Consider the following 15,238-nt stretch of genomic DNA (forward strand, 5'->3'; position numbering starts at 1 on the left):
GTCACTCGCCTCCCCGCCGCACCGCCGTCTGCTCGGTGTAGCGGACGTCGGGCAGGAACCCGCTGCGCAGCCAGCCGTCGTCGCCCGCGGTGATCCGCCACTTCGCCGACGGCGACGGGCCGAGGACGATGACCACCCAGCGGAAGCCCGGGCGGGCGAACCGGGCGGCGAGCATGTCCTGCAGCGCCACCGACGGGGCCTGGGAGAGCACCAGCACGCCGCCGCCCGCGGCGTCCAGCTCGGGTATGACCTGCTCGATCGCCGACAGGTGCTCCGCGAGCTCGGGCTGGGGCAGGCCGTTGCCAACCATCACGACCCGCGGGTCGTTCGACCACGGGTTGCCGGTCAGCTCGCCCAGCCACCGGCGCAGCACCTCGTGCCGCGCCCTCGTCGGGCCGTCCAGGCTGATCACGCCACGCGCCGTGGCGAAGTCCACGAGCACGCGGCCCGTCTCGGCGACGCCGATGGTCACCAGGCGCGCGAACCGGGCCGTCGACCCCTCCGACGCCGGGGCCGCCTGCAGCTTCGCCAGCGGGGCGGACCAGCTCTGCCCGTCCTCGTTCGCCACCCACGGCGACGGCGCAGGAGAGGCCGGGCTCGCGAGCCGGAGCCGCATCGCCCCGCCCTCGATGAACACCCCGGTGGCGCCGGGCACATCCTGGCCGTCGCGCTCGCACGCGGCGATCAGCACCCGCAGCGCACGGTCCACCATCCACGACGCCGACGTGTCGGTGCGCAGCAGGCTGTCGTCGAACGGCTCCTCACGCCCGGCGCGGAGCCGGCGAACCAGGAGCACACCGCCGAAGGCGGCGGCGCCCACCAGCAGCACCGCGCCCACGGAGATCAGGACGGGCACCAGCAAGGACGCGCTCGCCGCAGCGTCCTGCCCGCCCGCGCCCGCCTCGTCCGACGCGGAGGCGCTCGCCTCCGCGGTCGTGCTCGGACCGGGGAGCGGGCCGTTCTGCAGGCCCTCGCCCTCGGCGTCCTCCGGGAGCTCGAGCACCCAGCCCACCGTGACGGAGCTCGGGTCGGTGAGCACGCCGCCGTCGGGCTGCGTGCGGCCCTCGTTGAGGTCGAAGATCTCCGTGTACCGCTCGCCGTCCCCCAGGAACCGCTCGGCGATCTGGTAGAGGAACTCGGCTTCGCCCTCCGGCGTCGTGCCGACGACGTAGTACGGCACCGACGGCGCGGACGACGCCTCCGGCGACGCGTCGTCCGCCGGTGCGCTCGCCTCCGCACCGCCTCCGCTGCCCGCCGGCCCCGTCGGCAGCACCCCGAACTCGATGCCCTCGCCCTCGGCGTCGGCGGGCATCTGCATCACCCAGCCCGGCAGGACGGCGGCCGGGTCGGTCAGGGCGTTCCCGTCGGGCTGGGTGCGCCCCTTGTTCAGCTCGAAGATCTCCGTGTACCGGTTGCCGTCGCCGAGGAATCGCTGGGCGATCTCGAACAGGAACTCCTGCTGGCCGTCCGGCTTGGTCTGCATCACGTAGTACTTGACCTTCTCGCCGTCCTTGCCCTCGTCCGTAGCAAGGCTCATGGCGAGGGCGGTGCCGAGCTCGGCGGGCGCCAGGCCCCCGAGGGCGGGGCTCGCCACCGTTGGCAGTGCGGTCCCGACCATGAGGACCGCTGCCGCAGCCGTGGACAGGACCGTCGCAGCGAGGGCGGCGGCGATGCGGGGGGCGTGGTGCACGGTTGCTCCGTCTTCAGGTGTGTCGCGTCAGTCGAGGTTGGTGCGTCGGGCGAGGCAGCTCACGCGGAGCCGGGAACGCTCGTCTCCGGCAGGTTCAGGATGTTCGTACCGGGGCCGGCCCAGCGGAAGGTGGTCATCACCGCGTCGAAGAAGAAGACCAGCGCCTCGGCCAGCCGCTCGGTGTTCTCGCTGTTCCAGACGGTGCTGAAGGACAGGACCAGCCACTCGCCGTCGGCCTCGTCCCGGGAGACCGCGTACAGCACCTGCCGGGTCGACAGCTCGGGCCAGTCGTCGTCCCGTTTCATCCCGTGCTCGGTGTGCACCACCCGGATGCCCGGACGCCCGTCGAGCTCGACCAGCTCGCTCTCCTCGTACCCGTCGCTCAGGATGCTCGTCACGATCCGCGCCGGGTCGGTGCCCGCGTCGCTGACGACCTCCACCTCGGCGATCGAGGCAGGGATGTGCACACCCTCCATCGGCTCGGTCGGGAGGTACACCGCGCCGGTGCCGGCCTCGCGGGCCTCGCCGAGGATCTTGTGCAGCTCGTCGCGGAGCATGTGCCGGTACGGCTCGGCCTTGTCGCGGGGCAGGGACTCCGGCAGTGCGCGCGCGACGACCTGCTCGATCGCGTCGTTCAGCTCTCGCTGGAGCCCCTCGCCCGTGGGGAACCGGGCCCACCCGGGCGGGAGGAGGATCACCCAGGCGTCGGTCGGCTTGCCCGCGCGCCCCGGGGTGGGCTCCGCGGCCTGTTTCTGGTTCACTGTGCGCTCCGGGTGACTCGTACGGCGGGCAGCAGCTCGTCGAGCGCCTCCCCCACCGCTTCGACGGTGATGATGTCCTGGGTACGCCAGAGCAGGACGGTGTCCACCACCGCGTCCGGGTGCTCGGTGCGCCTGCCGACGCCGACGCTCAGCCATACGCCGCCGGTCGCCTGGTCGAGGTCGAGCCGGGTGACCCGGATCCCGTCGCCGTCAGGCAGCTCGAAGTACTCGATGTTCGGCGGGTTCACCGGGTTCCCGCCGGTCGCTCCCAGCACCTCCAGGAGCGTGTCGTCCGACGCACCCGGCTCGCCCATGACGACGCTGACGACCACGGGAACGGGGCCCCGGTCCTCGAGACCGACGAGCGCGGCGATCCGGGCGTCCGGGGCCACGTGGTCGGCGAACTTCAGGAGGTTCGCGACCGCCAGGCCGACATTCTGACGGAGCAGTGCCCGGTCCTCGTCGGACAGGACAACTCCCCCGTCCGAACCCTCAGGAGTCCCCGGTTCGACCGAGCCGAGCACCGCCTCGACGACGTCGCTCTCCCACGAGCTGATCACCTCGGGCGACTCTGACGTGGTGGAGGGCACCACCACCCAGCCGGCCACCGGATCGACGGTCCACGACCACGCCTGCCCGTCGGCCTCCGTCGTACCCGCACCCTGCGTGCTCGTGGTGCTCACTAGATCGGCTCCCCCGCCCCGGTCGTCATGTGGTTGTACTCCCAGTCGCTCCGGCCTTCCCAGCTGTGGCGGAGGTCGTCGTCCCCGAAGGACGAACCCGGCACACCGGTGCTCCACGCTCCGCTGGTGAGTCCGATGAACCAGCTCCCGGAGCCGAGGACGTACGCCCAGGGCTTGACTCCCGCACCCGTGATCCCGAAGACGCTGAGGCTCTTGATCGCGGCGTTGATCCCGCCGAGCTCCTTGAGGCCCCCGAGGCCGATCATCCCGGTGAACGACCAGGTCTTCCACGCATTCGGGTTGATCTTGAGGAGCGACTGCAGCTTGAAGATGTTCTTCACGGACTCGCTGATCTTGAGCCCGCCCGAGAACACCCGGCTGAGCGCGAAAGCGCTAAACGGGCCATCGATGTTGTTCCTGAAGACGGCCATCCTCTCTGCCAGCCTGCCCAGGTCGTCCATCTGCACGGCAATCGCCGTCCTGCCCAGGCCGCTCGAGGCCTTCACGCTCGCGGCGATCGCCTTGGCCGCGACCATGCCTCCGACGGCAGCGAACACGCCGACGACACTCCAGACAACGGCCAGCCAGCTCTCCTCGCCCTGTGCGGCGAGGGCGATCGTGCCGACGAGGGCGACGACCCCGACCACGAGGGCGGCCATCGCAAGCGCACCCAGCCCCGGGATGATCATGGCCAGCACGGCCAGGGCCATGCCGATCCAGCCCAGGATCTCGACGAGCCCCTTCAGGAACTTGTTGAACCCGGACACAAAGGCTTCCCAGCCGCTGTGCTTCAGGCCGTCCTCGTTCCAGTTCTTCCGGATCGTCCTCGCCGCCGCCTCGGCCGCCGCGTCGAGCGCGGCCATCGCGGCACGCGCAATCGACCTGGCCGACTCCAGGTCGCCCTTGGCCGTCCCGATCGCGTCCGTCCGCTTCTGGGACGCCTGCTTCTCCGTGTCGGTGAGCGGCGGCGCGTCGTCCGGCCGGTCCGCGTTCGCCGGGTCGCTCATGCCCTCGGCGCCCTTCAGGGCGGCGGCAGCGTCCTCGGCCTTCGCCAAGGCCTTGCCGGTCTCCGAGCGTGCGGTCTTGAGCTGCGGCTGGTAGGTAGTGAGCGCTGCGTGCACGTTCTCGTAGCGGGCAGCGGCCTTGCCCAACGCCTCGTGACTCTCCTGGGCGCGCTTGCGCATCGCGTCGGCGGCCTCGCCCTTGAGCAGGGTCTCGTCGCCGTCGCCGATCCTCTTGAGGAGCGCCGCCTGCGTGGTCATCGACTCGGCGATCTCCTTGTAGTGCCGGATGACCGCGTCCAGGCCGGACGCCTCGGCCGGCACCGGATCCTCGTCGTAGTCCAGCAGGTGCCACTCACCCACGCGGGCGGCGCTCATCGAGTCTCCTTCGGTTCTACGAGGCTCTATTCGCTCTCGAGCGACTTCGCCAGCTCGATCTCGGTGTTGTTCCAGGTCTCGGCGGCCTGCTCCATCTTGCTCTGGAGGTCCTTGAGGTTTTCCTGGAGCTTCTCCCGCTTGACCCACCAGTCGTCGATGAAGTCGTCCATCGCGCGCTCAACCGTCTTGTGGCCCCAGATGCCGCCGTCGTCCCACAGCTCGCTCATGTTCTCGAGCTCGTGGACGACGCCCTTGAGCTGCTTGGCAGCGTCGTCGACGGCGACCGAGGTGACTACCAGGTCAGCCATGAGGTCACTTGTTGATGGCGTTGGCGAGCTCTTCGTCGGTCCTGCGGAGTGCCTCGGCGGCCTGCTTGAGGTACTCGGCGATCCCCGTCAGACCCTCCATGACCTGCTCGCCACCCTTGTTGAGCTCCTTGTAGGCCTCGTCGAACGCCTTGGAGGACTTGTCCGTGACGTAGCCGTCCTGCACCAGGTTCTCGACCATCGCCCGCAGCTGGCTCAGCTTGCCCTGCATGTCGCTCGCCTCCCGCGTCATCTGCTGGGCGGCGTCTTCCATCTGCTGGAAGGTCACGTTGATGTTGGCCATGATCGGTCCTCTCGGGTTGCCTGGTCGAAAGCAGGGCGATAGTACATGAGCCGTACATAGCGGAGGTTTCGCCAGGCGGACGCCGCCCGTTCACCCCCAGGCTCGATCCACGCGATCGTGTGGATCCGGAGGGCTCGGTGGCGCTGTCCGGCGGAACGAGTGCGTGGTGGCTAGGTTTTTCGTTGGAGCCTCGGGCTGCGGTGGCCACAGACACCGGCGTGCGACTTCGGGCCGCCGAGGTGATCGGAACGCTGTGCTTGGCACGATCCGCATCGCAATCGGAATCGCCTCGCCCGACGCCCGCCCGTCCGTCCGAAGGAGGTCGCCATGGACAGCACCGCCCAGGTCAACGGCATCGACCTGCACTACATCGAGCAGGGTCAGGGACAACCCGTCGTGTTCGTCCACGGCGGCTTCGGCGACTACCGCGTGTGGGCACAGCAATGGGACGCGTTCGCCCGCACCTACCGCGCCATCGCGGTCAGCTGCCGGGGCTACTGGCCAAATGAGAAGCTCGACCCCGACGAGACCATCACGCTGGACACGTTCGTCGACGACCTCACAGAGTTCGTGCGGACGGTCGGCGCCGGGCCTGTGCACCTCGTCGGCCACTCGTCCCCTGGGGGCTTTGGCGGCCTGTGCCTCGCGCGGAACCATCCGGAGCTCCTGCGCTCCCTGGTACTGCTCGAACCGCCGGCGTTCCCCGTCCTGGGTGTCAACATCCCACCTCGCCCACTCCAGATCATCAGGTTGTTCCTACGCAGCCCGCGGGCAGGAGTGGCCCTCATCAAGTTCGGGGCAAAGGGCGCAAGACCCGCGATGAGGGCCTTCGCCCGCGGGGACGACGAGGAGGCGGTGCGGGCGTTCGTCACGGCCAACGCCGGCGCGGACGTCATCGCAGCGATGCCGAAGGAACAGTTCGATCGGTTCGTCGCGAACGCCGGGCCGCTCAAGGCCCAGCTACGGGCCGGCTTCCCCAGGTTCGGCCCGGACGACGCCAAGGCGATACGGGTGCCCACCCTGCTCGTCTCGGGCACCAGGACCCCGGCTCACGTCACGGCCGTCACCGACCGGTTGGAGAAGCTCATCCCCGACGTTCAACGCCTCGACATCGCCGGCGCCAGCCACGGCATGTTCACCACACACCCGGCAGAGTTCAATGCCGGAGTCTTGCGCTTCATCCGCGCGCAAGGCCCGCCCGGGTGACGTACTGCGCGAGGCTGGAGCTGATCGCGCCGCCCGCCCGCGCGTCGTACCCCTGGAAGCACGGCATCGTGTTCGCCTCGAGGAACAGCCAGCTCCCGTCCCGGTCGTCGACCTTGAAGTCGACGCCCAGCAGCGGCGTGCTGGTCAGGTCGACGAGGGCGCGGCATCCGGCGGCCACGTCCGGCGGGCACGACGTGGCGACGAACCGGCTCCGCCCCCGGACGCGGCGATAGTCGACGTCCTCGCTGTGGATGAGCTCCGCGAACAGGTCGTGACCCACGGTGTGCACGCGCACGTCCGGCCCGTGCACGCGCCGCTGCAGCTGGATCGGCGTCGCGAGGACGAGGTCGAGCCGGCCCTCGTCGACGGTCGCATCCCAGGCCCGGGCCCAGGTCTTGGCGGAGCTGACGCCCTTCGTGATCACGTCGCCGTCGTGCTCGGCGACGAAGGCCCGCACACGCTCGGGGACGTTGGTCACGCACGTCTCCGGCACCCGGAAGCCGGCCTGGGCCGCCATGTGGATGAGGTGGACCGGCTTGCTGAAGCCGGTCAGGTCGGCCGAGGGCGGGTTGACCACGGGCACGCCCGTCGCCGCGAGGGCCGTCAGCGTCGCCGAGAGGGCGCGCGACGTGGACCAGGTCCGGCGGACGGTCTCGTCGTCGAGGCCGTCGTGCACCAGGTCGGGGATCCGAACCCAGACACCTGAGACGTCCGCGAGCCGGTACCGGGCGCCGGCGACGTCGAGGTGGCTCGCGAGCGGATCGGCCGCGTCGAGGACGAAGCCGCCCGAGAGGATCAGCTGGACGACGTCGACCGCCCGGACCTCGGCCCGGGTGCGGCGCAGGGAGCTCAGGCCGTGCAGAAAGGTCGGGTCGGCCGCCGAGCCGAGGCAGAGGATCATCGGACCGCCTCCAGGACCCCGGCCGCGATGGCCTCGCCGAGCGGCGAGTCCAGGAGGCCGGCCGGGACCGGCCCGACGTCGAGCACCCGGCCGTCGTGGGAGTGGTCCACCACGACGCTCGCCAGGACGGGAGCGCCCGTGGCGAAAGCTCCCGCCGCGGCCCGGAGCACGCCGACCGGGACGGTGCCGGTGCCCGGGACGACGAGCGTGCGCAGGCCGGCGACGACGACGCGGACGGTCGACGACGGCGAGCACGGCGTGATGTCCACGACCTCCTCCCCCGCCTGCACCTCGTGCAGGTACTCACCGGGCGCTCCGTCAGCGCCCGGGCGTACGTAGCCGCCGTCGTGCCCGTGACCCCCAGCAGGTACGGCGTCGCGCAGCGCCCACCGACCCGCCCAGACCGGGAGGTCGTCGAGGCGGAGCCGGTCGATGGTTGCGATCATGCCGGAGGACGTCGGGCGACCGATCACCGGTCCCGGGAAGGATGACAGCAAGGCCCACCACGATGCCGACTGCTCGGCGCTGCAGAACGGGTCGTCGTCGCCGGGGACGCTTCGCAGGACGATGGCGTCCACGGTGTCGCCCGATGTCATGGACACGCGGGCCGAGGCCGTCGAGTCGGCTGTGATGGTGAGGTCCCAGCACAGCTCGGTGAACGACTCGACGACCTCGGCCTTCGCCCCGGCCGTGCGCAGGAGACGGGTGAGGACGTGCGCACCCGTGTCGTACCCGGCCGCGACGACTGCGAGCATCACGTCACCGCCGCTCGAGCTCGTCGATCAGGGGCGCGGCGCGGTCGAGGATAGCTCCCCACTGGTCGGCCGACGGGTCGACCGCGAGGAGCGACTTGAGGAGGATCGAGCCCTCTCCGTCCTCGCTGCCGCCGCTCTCGTGGCCCTCGCTCGACTCGGTCGTCTCGCTCGCCTCGCTCGTCTCGCTGGTCTCGCTCGACTCGCTGGAGTCGGAGCTGAAGACCGGGACGCCTCGACCGAGGTCCTCCGTGATCTTCCCGAGGAACGTGCGAACCTTCTCGTCGAGGTCCCCAGCTGCCCGGACCGTGCTGTTCTCGTTCTCAGTCATGACGATCTCTCCTTCGTGTCCTTGTGCGGATCGTTCCGCCGCCCGCCGCGCGGGCGGGCATCGTGCGCCCACCCCGTCCGGGGCGACGGCGCGGCTGCGGCCACCGTGCAGAGCAGCTCTGCGGCTGCCCACGCCTCGACCGCCAGGGTCCGGACGACCGGAGGCCGGGCGTCCGGGGGGATGAACGGCTCAGTGGCCATGGCCGGCGCGCAGCCGGTCGAGGACCGGGGCGCTGGCACGGAGGATGTCCGCCCAGACCGCCGGGTCGGGGTCGATCTTGCTCAGGTACTCGTCGATCAGCTTGCCCTCGCTCATCTCGGACGACTCCGATGTCTCGGACGTCTCGCTGGACTCGCTCGACTCGCTCGACTCGCTCGACTCCGAGCTGAAGCTCAGGGTGAACGCGGCCTCGTCGAGCCCCGTCCGGAAGTTCGTCAGGAACGCCGACACCTTCGCGTCGAGGTCCTTGTCGACGGCTTCACTCACGTTCTCCGTCATGTCTCTCGCCCCCTCTTCTTCGGACACCTCGGACGGTGCCCGTATGCAGCGAACGAGTGGACGCGCAGAGACCCTGATACACGGGGACGGCCGGATCGGTGCCGTTCGGACGGGGATGACCGAAATGCTGGGCGGGTGAAAAATTCCGGTCAGCTCACCTCGAGCTCGCGCACCGTCAGGCCTTCGAAGACGGCCATCCCGCCGTGGGAGAAGAGCCGGATGTGGTTGTCACCAGCGAGCGGGAAGACCCGGTGGGAGTGCACGATCCGGCCGTCGCCCACGAAGAGCTCGACGCTCGCGTGGTCGACAAGGACTCGGATGCGCAGGCGTCCGGCCGTGCGGTCGACGGGTGTCTGGGACTCTCCCCCGCTCGGGTTGAAGGACGGGCGCCGGTTGACGAATGCGAACCCGCCGTCGAGGTACGCGCCCGCGGCGACGTGCCGCCCACCTCCCGGCGCCCGGCAGAGCTCGAACCCGATGTTGCCCGGACGGTTCGCCGGGTCCCACACGAGGTCGCACGACAGCTCGTACGCCCGCGCGGTGACGTCGAGATCGAGCGTGCCGTCGACGCGGACGTCGCCGAGCTCGTGGCTGACGGTGACGTGGTCCGCGAGCGCCGCCGTCGGCTGGGAGGCGAGGTAGTAGGTTCCGTCGTCGTCGCGTTCGAGGCGGACGTCCCGCACGATCATGTCGTCGCCGTTGTAGCCGTCGGTGACGAGGCTGGGCGCGTTGTGGGGGTAGTCCCAGAAGTTCGCCCAGCCGAGCGCGTGGCGCAGGCCGGGGTCTTCCGTCCCGTCCGCTCGGTGGTGCGGGTACGTCACCGCACCGTAGAAGTCGAAGCCCCGGTCGAGCCACTGCGGTTCCGCGCCGTCCGGGACGAAGGTCGACCCGTCGAAGCTGCCGGTCCAGTAGGCGAACGTGGCGGGAAGCCCACGTCCCTTGCCGTTGGCGCTGACTCCGAGGACCCAGTGGTCGGTGCCGTCAGCGGCCCGCATCGAGAAGACGTCGGGGCACTCGAGCAGCCCGATGTCGTCCCGCACGAACTCTCCGACGCGCTCCCAGCGGTGCAGGTTGTCCGACGCGTAGAACCCGATCCGGTTCCCCTCGGCGTTCGCCATGAACCACCGCGACCGCGCGTCGTCCCAGATGACCTTGGGGTCGCGGAAGTCGTTCACGCCAGGGTTGGGCAGCACGGGGTCGATGGGGCCGGGCTGGAACGTCCGGCCACGGTCGGTCGAGTACCACAGGTACTGCGCCTGCCTTCCGGCGGGCGCCTGCGTGACGAGCGCGACGACGGCGCCGGGCCCGTAGCCCGCCGTGTTCTCGTGGTCGACGACGAGGCACCCGGACCAGCAGTCGCCGTTCGCGGTGGTGAACTTCGGGATGGCGACGCCCTGGTCGATGAAGGAGACGTGGTCACGGGTGGTGGCGAGCCGCCAGGCGGTGCCACCGCCACCGGTGAGGTAGTCGGCGTTGTACAGGTAGTAGTACAGGTACTCCCCGTCGAGGTAGATGGGGCGCTGCGGGTCGTTCTTCCAGTTGTCCGGGACGCTCAGGTGGTACGCCGGGCGATATGTCTGGTTCACGTGCGGACCTCCGGTCCGGCTGGATGCTGGGCGGGTGGAGGCGAGGGCTGCCGCGCTGGTCGGCCCGAGCATCGCACCGGCGGCACCGGCGGCGAGGCCGCCGGCCGCACCGAGGAGCAGGGCACGGCGGGATGGCTGGATGGTGGTCACAGGGTCGACCTCTCTGTCGTCATTGCGTTTGATGCGTGCTGCTGAAGCGGGGTGCGTCAGGGCGTACCGGGCCAGAGCTCTCGGGAGCGGTGGTCCCAGGCGTCGGCCATGTGCCAGCTTTCGAGCCGGGTCACCGTGACCGCGCCGGAGGACGCGGCGAGCTCGACGCCGGTGGCGTCGGGCCGGGTGGGGTAGATCCTCGCGGTGAGCGGCCGGCCGTTCGCGAAGACCTCCAGGGCCGAGTGGTCGACGATCACCCGCAGGCGCACGGCGCCGTCGGGCTCGGTGGGGACCTCCCCGGACCGGGGCGTGGCGTCGACGGCGGCGTCCAGGCTGGACCGCGAGCGGTCGAGGCGCAGCATGATCGCGCCGCCGCCGTCACGCTCGAGCAGGAGGCGCGTGCGCTCGCCGGCGGCGTCGTCGACCGGCCCGGCGGCCCTGACGTCCAGCTCCAGGCTGCTGCCGGCGGTCAGGACGACGTCGATCTCCAGGTCGAGCTGATCTCCCGTGATCGCGACGACTCGGCGCTCGCCGGCGCTCAGCCGACCGGGAACGGTGCGGATGCCACCGCGCCTCAGGAGGCTGACCTCGGCCGCTGGTTCCTGGGCGAGCGTCCCGTCCGGCGCAAGCGTCACGTGCCGCGGCAGCGACATGACACCCGACCACCCGGCGAGCAGGCTCGCGGCATCCGGCCTGCCCTCCTGCAGCCACCCGAACACGAGCCGTCGGCCCTGGACGTCCTGGAAGGTCTGCGGGGCGTAGAAGTGCCGGCCGCCGTAGTCGAGACGCCCCAGGCGGTGCGGCGTGAAGACGTCTCCCTCGTAGGCGCCGATCCAGTAGAGGGGGTGGTGGGTGACTCCCTCGTCCCACGCGGAGAAGACGAGGACGTCCCTGGCCGCATCCTGGGCGGTGAGCCGGAACAGGTCGACGCACTCCCACATCGTCCCGGTCCAGTCCGGCTCCCCCGCCTCGCCGATCGACGCGTCGCCGACGACCAGCGGGCCGACGTACTCCCAGGAGCGCAGGTCCGTGGAGTCGTACAGGAACGCGGCGCCGCCCCGACCTCGGATGCCCGACCCCACAAGCTGACGCCACCGGCCGTCCTCCCGCCAGACGCAGTGGTCGCGGAAGGCCGTGACGTCCACGCCCGGTGGTGTGGCGGCGATGACTGGGTTCTCCTCGACCGGCGTCCAGGCGCGCAGGTCGCTGGAGCCGGTCGCGACGCACGGCAGCTCGCGCCCGTCGTGCCGTCCGGAGTACACGATCGTCGGGGTCCCGCCGTCGTCGACGAGCACGCCGGACCAGCATCCTTCGACGTCGGGTCCGGTCTCGCCGGGGACGAGCGCGACCGGTTCGTCCGTCCAGCGGACCAGGTCGGTGCTGGTGGCGTGCCCCCAGTGGATCCGGTCGTGGACGGGCGAGTACGGGTTGTACTGGTAGAAGAGGTGGTACGTGCCGTCCCAGAGGCCCAGACCGTTCGGGTCGTTGAGCCATCCGGCCGGCGAGACGAAGTGGAAGCGGGGTCGATGGGGGTCGGCCTGGGCACGTTCGACCATCCGGTCGTCGGCGCGTCGTGCGGTGCCGACGGTCGGCTCACTCATGCAGATCTGTCCTTGTCTGGGTCGGGCGATGTCTAGGCGTTGGAGGTGCCGGCCACGTCGAGTGCCCGGCGGGCCACCTCGGTCTGCGGGCGGTAGAGGTGGCAGCGCACGGTCCAGCCCGGTGCGACGGCGTGGTGCACCGGCGAGTCGTCCCGGCACCGCCCGTCGGCCGCGTAGGGGCACGTGGTGGCGCCGAGCACCTGCGCACGGAGCGCAGCCCTCTCGGCCGGGTCGAACGTCCCCGCACGCTGCGGGTCCGGGACGGCGGAGAGCAGCAGCTGGGTGTACGGGTGGGCGGGATCGGCCATGAGCGCGGTCGACTCCCCCGCCTCCACCACCTCGCCGGCGAACATCACCGTCGTCCGGTCCGCGACGTACCGGGCCGCCGCCAGGTCGTGGGTAATGTAGAGCAGAGAGATGCCCCGCTCGTCGCGCAGCCGGCGCATCAGGTTGAGGATCCCGATGCGCACCGACACGTCGAGCATCGACGTGGGTTCGTCCGCGAGGATGACCTCCGGCTCGACCGCCAGCGCTCGGGCGATCGCGACTCGCTGACGTTGCCCCCCGGACAGCTCGTGCGGGTAGGCGTCCAGCAGGGCGCGGTCGAGGTCGACGGTGTCCATGAGCTCCGCGAGCCGGCTCCTGAGCGCGACAGCCGAGGCCGTGCGACGGTGCAGCCGGAGAGCCCTCGTGAGGAAGTGCTCGACGCGGTGCGCGGGGTTCAGGGAACCGAACGGGTCCTGGAAGACCATCTGCACCTTGGCCCGGTAGGCGCGGGACGCGCGCCGCGGCTCGGTCCGCAGGACGTCGACGCCGTCGACGCGCAGGGTGCCCGACGTCGGCTGCTCGAGCCGCGCCACGCACCGCGCGATCGTGGACTTGCCGCTGCCGGACTCACCGACGAGCGCCAGGATCTCCCCGCGCCGGACGTCGAGGTCGACGCCCCCGAGTGCCCGGAACGTGGCACGCGAGAAGAGCCCTCCGACCGGGAAGTCCTTGACCAGCCCGCGGATCTGCACCACCGGCGTGCCGGCGGAGGTGACGTCGCCGGACCGGCCGGGTGCGTGATCGGTCGTGGCACTCATGCTGGGACCTCCTGGTCGCGGGGCGCGTCGTGGGGCTCGTCGTGGGGCGCCACCCAGTGGCCCCCGGCCACCTCGACGAGGTCGCCGATGTCGGTGAACCGCACGCCCTCGGCAAGACCCCTGAGCTCGGTGCGGGGTCCGGTCAGCGGCGGGAACGCGTTCATCAGAGCGCGCGTGTACGGGTGCCGCGGTTCCGCGAGGATCGTCGCGGCAGGTGCGGACTCGACGAACCGCCCGCCGTACATGACGGCCATCCGGTCGGACAGCTCGATCATGAGCGACATGTCGTGGGTGATGAACAGCACGGCGAAGCCGAGCTCCCGGCGCAGGTCCGCGATCTGCGCCATGATCTCCTGCTGCACGACGACGTCGAGAGCGGTGGTGGGCTCGTCCATGATGAGCAGCCGCGGTCGCAGCGCGACGGCCATGGCGATCACGACGCGCTGGCGCATGCCCCCGGAGAGCTGGTGCGGGTAGGCGCGCAGGCGCGAGCGGTCGATCTTGACGAGCTCGAGCAGGTCGGCGGCGCGCCGCAACGCCTCGCGGCGCGAGACTCGCTCGTGCGTGGTGTAGACGTCGACGATCTGGTCGCCGATGGTCATGACCGGGTTGAGCGAGCTCATGGCGGACTGGAACACCATCGCGACGTCGCGCCAGCGGAAGCTGCGCAGCTGGTCGTCCGGCATCGCGAGCACGTCACGCCCGCAGAACCGCACGCTTCCCCCGGTGATGACCGCGGGCGCGCGCAGCAGGCGCATGATCGCGTGGGCGACCGTCGACTTCCCGCAGCCGGACTCCCCGGCGAGGCCGAAGACCTCGCCCTCGCCGATGGTGAACGAGACGCGGTCGGCTCCGACGACGGTGCGGTTCTCCCCCCGGTACTCGACGGTGAGGTCGCGCACCTCGAGCACGGGCGTCGCGCCGTGCCCGTTCGCGCTCGCGCGGCTCGTGGCGGTCCCTGCGGCGGCGGACACGACCGTGCCGCCTCCGGGCGCGTGCACCCCAGCGCGCCGGCGCCGCGGCACGCGGAGCCGCGGGTTCGTGACCTCGTCCACCGCGTAGTTGAGGAGGGAGAGCGCGAAGGCGACGAGCGCGATGCACAGGCCCGAGGGGAGGAAGGCCCACCAGGCACCGACCATGAGCGCGCCGTCGTTGCTGGCCCAGTACAGGTTGGTGCCCCAGGAGACGACCGAGACGTCGCCGAGGCCGAGGAACTCGAGCCCGGCCTGGCTGCCGATGCCGAAGATCACGGTGCCCAGGAACGTGCTCATCACGATGGACGCCATGTTGGGCAGGAGCTCGCGGAACATGACCCATCCGGCGCCCTCTCCTGTGACCGTCGCCGCGGCGACGAAGTCCTTCGCCCGGATGGACAGCGCCAGCGACCGCAGCACGCGCGCCGCGCCCGCCCATCCGGTCACGACGAGGACGACGATCACCGTCCCCGTACCCGGCGGCAGGAACGCGGCCAGGACGACGAGGAGCGGAAGCCCGGGCAGGAGCAGGAAGACGTTCGTCACGAGGGACAGGACGTCGTCGGTGACCTTGCCGAAGTAGGCGGCGGCGAGCCCGACGGTCACGCCCACGAGGGTCGCGGCGAGACCGACCAGGAAGCCGACCGCGAGCGACGACCGGGCGCCCCAGATGGTGAGGGCGAGGACGTCCTGCCCCTTGGCCGTCGTTCCGAGCAGGTGCTCGGCGGACGGTGGCTGCGAGCCGGCGTCGGTGATGAGCGTGGGGTCCGAGGGCGCGAGGAGGGGCGCGAGGAGGAGGAGCGCGGCGAAGAGGGCGAGGATTCCGACCCCGACGGTCGCCTTGCGATTCCGGAGCAGGCTGCGCACGAACCCCCGGCGAGGCAGAGGCCCGCCGGACGGGCCCGCCGGGGGCGTCGCGTCGGACGCGAGGTCGAGGTGTGCGTTCGGGGCAGGACGTGAGCCGGCGCCCGGGGCGGCGCCGAGAGACGCCGACGTGGATTCGGTGACGGACACGGTCTCGGTCTCCTTGGC

At 71.1% G+C, this 15,238-nt stretch carries 15 protein-coding genes and 1 pseudogene; 1 reads left to right on the forward strand and 15 read right to left on the reverse strand.

Annotated elements, in window-relative coordinates:
• Position 1 precedes the first annotated feature (1 nt).
• The 6 genes from L1785_RS08635 to L1785_RS08660 are packed head-to-tail and all read right to left on the reverse strand — an operon-like array spanning position 2 to position 5,122.
• The gene (locus tag L1785_RS08635; RefSeq protein ID WP_236088808.1) at positions 2–1,690 is read right to left on the reverse strand and encodes a LysM peptidoglycan-binding domain-containing protein; all 1,689 of its coding nucleotides are present in this window, start codon (positions 1,688–1,690) and stop codon (positions 2–4) included.
• 59 nt (positions 1,691–1,749) lie between these two features.
• Positions 1,750–2,451, reverse strand: a complete 702-nt coding sequence (locus L1785_RS08640; protein WP_236088810.1) for a hypothetical protein — start codon at positions 2,449–2,451, stop codon at positions 1,750–1,752.
• Positions 2,448–3,134: a hypothetical protein gene (locus L1785_RS08645; RefSeq protein WP_236088814.1), complete on the reverse strand. Its 687-nt coding sequence runs from the start codon at positions 3,132–3,134 to the stop codon at positions 2,448–2,450. The genes L1785_RS08640 and L1785_RS08645 overlap by 4 nt, the downstream gene beginning before the upstream one ends.
• A complete protein-coding gene (locus tag L1785_RS08650) occupies positions 3,134–4,513 on the reverse strand; it encodes a hypothetical protein (protein WP_236088815.1) in 1,380 nt (459 codons plus the stop codon). The genes L1785_RS08645 and L1785_RS08650 overlap by 1 nt, the downstream gene beginning before the upstream one ends.
• Positions 4,514–4,539: 26 nt before the next feature.
• Entirely contained in the window at positions 4,540–4,821 is a 282-nt protein-coding gene (locus L1785_RS08655; RefSeq protein WP_236088817.1) for a type VII secretion target, read from the reverse strand.
• Between the two features lie 4 nt (positions 4,822–4,825).
• A complete protein-coding gene (locus L1785_RS08660) occupies positions 4,826–5,122 on the reverse strand; it encodes a WXG100 family type VII secretion target (protein ID WP_236088818.1) in 297 nt (98 codons plus the stop codon).
• A gap of 327 nt (positions 5,123–5,449) precedes the next feature.
• Between L1785_RS08660 and L1785_RS08665 the strand changes: the two genes are divergently transcribed.
• Positions 5,450–6,328, forward strand: coding sequence for an alpha/beta fold hydrolase (locus L1785_RS08665; RefSeq protein ID WP_236088820.1), 879 nt, complete (start codon positions 5,450–5,452; stop codon positions 6,326–6,328).
• Here L1785_RS08665 and L1785_RS08670 read toward each other — a convergent pair.
• The 9 genes and pseudogenes from L1785_RS08670 to L1785_RS08710 all read right to left on the reverse strand — a co-directional run.
• Complete coding sequence (locus L1785_RS08670) at positions 6,300–7,229, reverse strand: ATP-grasp domain-containing protein (RefSeq protein WP_236088821.1); 930 nt, start codon at positions 7,227–7,229, stop codon at positions 6,300–6,302. The genes L1785_RS08665 and L1785_RS08670 overlap by 29 nt on opposite strands.
• On the reverse strand, positions 7,226–7,984 hold the full coding sequence (locus tag L1785_RS08675; RefSeq protein WP_236088822.1) for a hypothetical protein: 759 nt from the start codon (positions 7,982–7,984) through the stop codon (positions 7,226–7,228). Before L1785_RS08675 ends, L1785_RS08670 begins: the two co-directional genes overlap by 4 nt.
• Positions 7,985–7,988: 4 nt before the next feature.
• Positions 7,989–8,312 carry a hypothetical protein gene (locus tag L1785_RS08680; protein WP_236088823.1) on the reverse strand — a complete coding sequence of 108 codons (324 nt, stop codon included), beginning with the start codon at positions 8,310–8,312 and terminating at the stop codon, positions 7,989–7,991.
• A 189-nt stretch (positions 8,313–8,501) separates the two neighbouring features.
• Positions 8,502–8,810: a hypothetical protein gene (locus L1785_RS08685; RefSeq protein ID WP_236088824.1), complete on the reverse strand. Its 309-nt coding sequence runs from the start codon at positions 8,808–8,810 to the stop codon at positions 8,502–8,504.
• A gap of 149 nt (positions 8,811–8,959) precedes the next feature.
• Complete coding sequence (locus L1785_RS08690; protein WP_236088825.1) at positions 8,960–10,546, reverse strand: glycoside hydrolase family 32 protein; 1,587 nt, start codon at positions 10,544–10,546, stop codon at positions 8,960–8,962.
• 56 nt (positions 10,547–10,602) lie between these two features.
• Positions 10,603–12,147, reverse strand: coding sequence for a glycoside hydrolase family 32 protein (locus L1785_RS08695; RefSeq protein ID WP_236088826.1), 1,545 nt, complete (start codon positions 12,145–12,147; stop codon positions 10,603–10,605).
• Between the two features lie 32 nt (positions 12,148–12,179).
• The gene (locus L1785_RS08700; RefSeq protein WP_236088827.1) at positions 12,180–13,232 is read right to left on the reverse strand and encodes an ATP-binding cassette domain-containing protein; all 1,053 of its coding nucleotides are present in this window, start codon (positions 13,230–13,232) and stop codon (positions 12,180–12,182) included.
• Positions 13,229–14,206 carry an ABC transporter ATP-binding protein gene (locus L1785_RS08705; protein WP_372461847.1) on the reverse strand — a complete coding sequence of 326 codons (978 nt, stop codon included), beginning with the start codon at positions 14,204–14,206 and terminating at the stop codon, positions 13,229–13,231. Before L1785_RS08705 ends, L1785_RS08700 begins: the two co-directional genes overlap by 4 nt.
• A 51-nt stretch (positions 14,207–14,257) precedes the next feature.
• Positions 14,258–15,091, reverse strand: a pseudogene (locus L1785_RS08710) (ABC transporter permease); the annotation flags it as partial.
• Positions 15,092–15,238: the final 147 nt, after the last annotated feature.

This window comes from Antribacter soli (assembly GCF_021568775.1).
Taxonomy (GTDB): domain Bacteria; phylum Actinomycetota; class Actinomycetes; order Actinomycetales; family Cellulomonadaceae; genus Antribacter; species Antribacter soli.

Excerpts from the sequence above, each read along its gene's own strand:
- L1785_RS08685 (WP_236088824.1), bottom strand. The coding sequence starts at position 8,810 with ATGACGGAGAACGTGAGTGAAGCCGTCGACAAGGACCTCGACGCGAAG.
- L1785_RS08695 (WP_236088826.1), bottom strand. The coding sequence starts at position 12,147 with ATGAGTGAGCCGACCGTCGGCACCGCACGACGCGCCGACGACCGGATG.
- L1785_RS08670 (WP_236088821.1), bottom strand. The coding sequence starts at position 7,229 with ATGATCCTCTGCCTCGGCTCGGCGGCCGACCCGACCTTTCTGCACGGC.
- L1785_RS08655 (WP_236088817.1), bottom strand. The coding sequence starts at position 4,821 with ATGGCTGACCTGGTAGTCACCTCGGTCGCCGTCGACGACGCTGCCAAG.
- L1785_RS08665 (WP_236088820.1), top strand. The coding sequence starts at position 5,450 with ATGGACAGCACCGCCCAGGTCAACGGCATCGACCTGCACTACATCGAG.
- L1785_RS08680 (WP_236088823.1), bottom strand. The coding sequence starts at position 8,312 with ATGACTGAGAACGAGAACAGCACGGTCCGGGCAGCTGGGGACCTCGAC.
- L1785_RS08650 (WP_236088815.1), bottom strand. The coding sequence starts at position 4,513 with ATGAGCGCCGCCCGCGTGGGTGAGTGGCACCTGCTGGACTACGACGAG.
- L1785_RS08700 (WP_236088827.1), bottom strand. The coding sequence starts at position 13,232 with ATGAGTGCCACGACCGATCACGCACCCGGCCGGTCCGGCGACGTCACC.
- L1785_RS08660 (WP_236088818.1), bottom strand. The coding sequence starts at position 5,122 with ATGGCCAACATCAACGTGACCTTCCAGCAGATGGAAGACGCCGCCCAG.
- L1785_RS08675 (WP_236088822.1), bottom strand. The coding sequence starts at position 7,984 with ATGCTCGCAGTCGTCGCGGCCGGGTACGACACGGGTGCGCACGTCCTC.